The 4,021-nt window shown below is 54.6% G+C and carries 4 protein-coding genes; all 4 read left to right on the top strand.

Annotated features, from left to right (window positions below):
* Nucleotides 1-82: 82 nt before the first annotated feature.
* The 4 genes from tnpA to RKA07_RS07525 all read left to right on the top strand — a co-directional run bounded on the left by tnpA (nt 83) and on the right by RKA07_RS07525 (nt 4,015).
* On the top strand, nt 83-448 hold the full coding sequence (gene tnpA, locus RKA07_RS07540; RefSeq protein WP_200371919.1) for an IS66-like element accessory protein TnpA: 366 nt from the start codon (nt 83-85) through the stop codon (nt 446-448).
* On the top strand, nt 445-780 hold the full coding sequence (tnpB, locus tag RKA07_RS07535) for an IS66 family insertion sequence element accessory protein TnpB (protein ID WP_200371918.1): 336 nt from the start codon (nt 445-447) through the stop codon (nt 778-780). Before tnpA ends, tnpB begins: the two co-directional genes overlap by 4 nt.
* Before the next feature lie 75 nt (nt 781-855).
* Nucleotides 856-2,397, top strand: a complete 1,542-nt coding sequence (gene tnpC, locus RKA07_RS07530; protein ID WP_200371917.1) for an IS66 family transposase — start codon at nt 856-858, stop codon at nt 2,395-2,397.
* Between the two features lie 1,216 nt (nt 2,398-3,613).
* Complete coding sequence (locus RKA07_RS07525) at nt 3,614-4,015, top strand: GFA family protein (RefSeq protein ID WP_310966023.1); 402 nt, start codon at nt 3,614-3,616, stop codon at nt 4,013-4,015.
* Nucleotides 4,016-4,021 lie beyond the last annotated feature (6 nt).

Below are 4,021 nucleotides of genomic sequence, written 5' to 3'. Positions count from 1 at the left end.
GTAAGCGTCCGGCAAACCCATCTTGAGTGTGATGCCGAAGGCTTCAAGATAGTGTCCACTTATTCTTTAGTGGACACTATCTATGAACAACGTAAGCGTAACCCGCCCTTACCGAAAACGTCGCCGACACGCTCCGGAATTTAAAGCTCGGCTGGTGGCCGAGTGCCACAGACCTGGAGCTTCTGTTTCCCGCATTGCCCTGGATAACGACCTCAACGCCAACCAACTTCGGCGCTGGATCAGAGAGTCGAAGCAAGACGATGGAAGCCAAGCCCCAGCCTTTCTACCGGTTCGTTTTCCAGCGACGGCCGTGCATACCACGAAACCTGCCGATAAGGATCGCACCATCCGCATCGAGATTCCGCGAGCCGGCGGCCCGGTTGTGGTGGAATGGCCCGCCGATCAAGGTCAGCAATGCGCGGCGTTTCTGCGCGAACTGTTGCCATGATCCGCATTGACGAGATCTGGCTGGCCACCGAGCCCTTGGATATGCGGGCTGGGCCAGACACCGCGTTGGCGCGTGTCGTCCAGGTGTTCGGCTCAGCCAGGCCCCATTGTGCGTACCTGTTCGCCAACAAACGGGGCAACCGAATGAAAGTGTTGATCCACGACGGTCTTGGTATATGGCTCTGTGCCCGTCGATTGAATCGCGGCAAGTTCCACTGGGGCGAAACCTGGCGTGGCAAGCAACTGTTATTAACAGACGAACAATTGGCTGCGCTGGTTCAAGGGTTGCCGTGGCAACGCCTCGGTGCCGCCGGTGTGATCTCGATTCTGTAACCACAAGCCGGTTACCCAGACCATCATCAGAATGGCGAATCGTCACAGTGGCCGTGACTTGGGATACTGTTCTGCATGTCACAACGTCCCGACCTTAATCAACTCTCCGCCGATCAACTCCGTGCCCTAGTCACGGATCTGTTCGATCGCGTAGAAAATAAGGATCGAGCACTCGTACACCGCGATGCAGTCATCGAGAAACTGACCCACGAAGTGGCCATCCTTAAACGCCACAAGTTCGCCCGTCGCAGCGAACAACTGGATGCGGTTCAAGGCCGCTTGCTGGATGAGCTGATCGACAGCGACATTGCTGCCATCGAGGCTGAACTGGCACAACTCACAGCCGCCGAAACACCGCCCAAGCCAAAAATACAACCCAAGCGGGCTCCACTGCCACCGGAGTTGCCCCGCACCCTGATCCATCACGAACCCGAGAACACTCAGTGTCGCTGCGGCTGCCAGCTCAAGCGCATAGGCGAAGACGTCAGTGAAAAGCTGGATTACGTGCCGGGCGAGTTCACAGTGGAGCGCCACATCCGCGGCAAATGGGCCTGTGAGCAGTGCGAAACCCTGACCCAGGCACCGGTGCCTCCGCAGGTTATCAATAAAGGCATTCCCACCGCCGGATTACTGGCTCAGGTGCTGGTGGCCAAGTACTCGGATCATTTACCACTATACCGTCAAGAACGTATCTTCGGTCGTGCTGGCCTCGCTATCCCGCGCTCAACTCTGGCGGAATGGGTAGGCGCTTGCGGTGTGCAGCTGCAACCGCTGGTGAATGCTCTTAGAAATGCACTACTGGAACACGGCGTTCTGCACGCCGATGAAACACCGGTCAGCATGCTGGCTCCGGGCAAGAAAAAAACCCACAAAGCCTATGTCTGGGCCTATTGCACCACACCGTTCTCCAATCTGAAGGCCGTTGTTTACGACTTCGCCCCAACCCGGGCGGGTGAGCACGCTCGAACCTTCCTGGAAGGCTGGCAAGGCAAACTGGTCTGCGACGATTACTCGGGCTACAAGGCGGGCTTCGGCAACGGCATCACCGAAATCGGTTGTATGGCCCATGCCCGTCGCAAGTTCTACGACCTACACCAAGCTAACCAGAGCCAAATAGCGGCACAGGCTCTGGAATACATCGGTCAGCTGTATCAGATCGAGCGAGAAGCCAAAGACCTGCCGCCGGATAAGCGACAGCAAATCAGAAATGAAAAGGCCAGACCAATAGCCGATGCCCTGCATCAATGGATGTTGGCGCACCGACAGAAAGTGCCGGATGGCTCCGGCACGGCCAGAGCCTTGGACTACAGTCTCAAACGCTGGACAGCGCTGACGCGCTATCTGGACGATGGCGCAGTGCCCATCGACAACAACTGGATGGAAAACCAGATACGCCCGTGGGCATTGGGTCGGAGTAACTGGTTGTTCGCAGGTTCATTGCGAAGTGGTCAACGCGCTGCTGCGGTGATGACGTTAATCCAGTCCGCAAAGCTCAATGGGCATGATCCGTATGCCTATTTGAAAGATGTTCTGACGAAACTGCCGACGCAGAAAAACAACGCCATTGATGAACTGCTACCGCACAACTGGAGGCCGGTGAGCATTAGCAAGGTGTGATGGGCGGACGCTTACCTGGTGGCTTTCTCTTGGTGGATTTGTGGGCGTCACACATGAGTTTTTTGTGGAACATAAAGCATTCTTACATAACGATATTTCATGATCGCAGTAGCTTTAGTGGAGACATTAAGGTTCCATTTTCTCTCATTTTTTTTATATCCACTGTCTCAATAATTATTGGAGCAATTTTGCTTTTCTTGGATAGTGATAAGAGCCGAGATGAATAGTGCTCAAAATTTAGAAAATTGATTGCCACCGTAAAAAACATAACAAGTCGCTGTAGTACGTTCCCGGCCCGAGGGCCGTCCACCGGACGCCCTTGTCAGGGCGCCGCTAAGCTTCAGCGTTAGCTGGTAGTGCTTTGTTCCTTTTTGGTGGTTTGGTGCCAGTGGCCTTGGCCGCAAATGGGTAGCAAAACCGACAGCACGGTGATGCTGCCAAGGCCCGCAAGTTTGGCGTCATGCTGGCAGCTCAATTGATCGCAAATGTTTGTTTAAAAATCGGTGTTAGCCGTGTGGGGCCGTCCACGAAAATCTGGTTCCGGATCTGCTAATCTCAAGTTCAGGTTCATTCGGCGCATCGTTTGCGGTGGTTTTAATTACGGCGTACTGGCAGGTGCTGGTGTAAGGGCAGCGGAGTAGGTCGTCATGTTGGTTGCCAGGGAATGGTCTTCACAATTACCCCCAGCTAACCAGACGGTCAACCGGACACCAAAAGCTTACTGCTTTTGGTTCCCTTCGCTGCGCTTCGGTGCCGGTTACCTTCAGCGTTAGCTGGTAGTGCCTTGGGTTTTTGGGGTGGTTCGGTGCCATCGGGCCTTGGCCTCAAACGGGCAGCAAATCCGGTACTCTTGGAGCACCGTCAAGGCCGTCAGAGCTCGCAGTCTTGCTGGCAGCTCAATCAGATATCAGGCAGGTATAAAATTCAGTGTTTGCCGCGCGGGGCAATCCGCCGAAAACTGAATCCTGAACTGCTACTCTGAGGTTCAGGTTCATTCACCGCATCAAAGGCGGTGGTTTTAATCACGTTGCATTGGCAGGTGTCGGTGCAAGGGCAATGGAGCAGGCCGTGATGTTGGCTGCCAAGGAATGGTCTTCAAAGTTACCCCCAGCTAACCAGTCGCTTAAGTTTGTTCCCGGCCTGACGGCCGTCCACCGGACGCCCTTGTCAGGGCGCCGCTTAGCTTCGCGTTAAATGTACAGAAGGAGATCCCCTCATGGGGCTGAAGGGAAGCTGTTTGTGTGGTGAGATAAGTTACGAAATAGACTCTGTGGATATGCCCATTGTGCATTGCCACTGCCAAACTTGTCGTAAAGCCCACGCTGCTCCGTTTGCCTCTACGGCTGGCGTAAAGCGCGAGAATTTCCGCTGGCTCAAGGGTGCAAGTTCCATTTCAACGTTCGAGTCCTCGCCAGGGAAGTTGCGTCATTTTTGCAAATGCTGTGGGTCTCATTTGGTGGCAGAGAGGCCGGAGCAGGCACATGTAATCGTTCGGGTAGCTACTTTGGACGTTGACCCTGAATTGAGGCCAGAGGCTCATATTTGGGTTTCACATGACGCACCATGGCTTGAGTACGAGGGTGTGCGCAAGCACAGAGAATGGCGTGACGACATTTAACCAGTC

Source organism: Marinobacter xiaoshiensis (assembly GCF_031631795.1).
Classification (GTDB): domain Bacteria; phylum Pseudomonadota; class Gammaproteobacteria; order Pseudomonadales; family Oleiphilaceae; genus Marinobacter; species Marinobacter xiaoshiensis.
The sequence above is the reverse complement of the archived record's forward strand: the minus strand, read 5'-3'. Positions and strand labels throughout refer to the sequence as shown.

Bases quoted from the DNA above. Each gene is read 5' to 3' on its own strand.
- tnpA (WP_200371919.1), top strand. From the start codon at position 83: ATGAACAACGTAAGCGTAACCCGCCCTTACCGAAAACGTCGCCGACAC.
- tnpB (WP_200371918.1), top strand. From the start codon at position 445: ATGATCCGCATTGACGAGATCTGGCTGGCCACCGAGCCCTTGGATATG.
- tnpC (WP_200371917.1), top strand. From the start codon at position 856: ATGTCACAACGTCCCGACCTTAATCAACTCTCCGCCGATCAACTCCGT.
- RKA07_RS07525 (WP_310966023.1), top strand. From the start codon at position 3,614: ATGGGGCTGAAGGGAAGCTGTTTGTGTGGTGAGATAAGTTACGAAATA.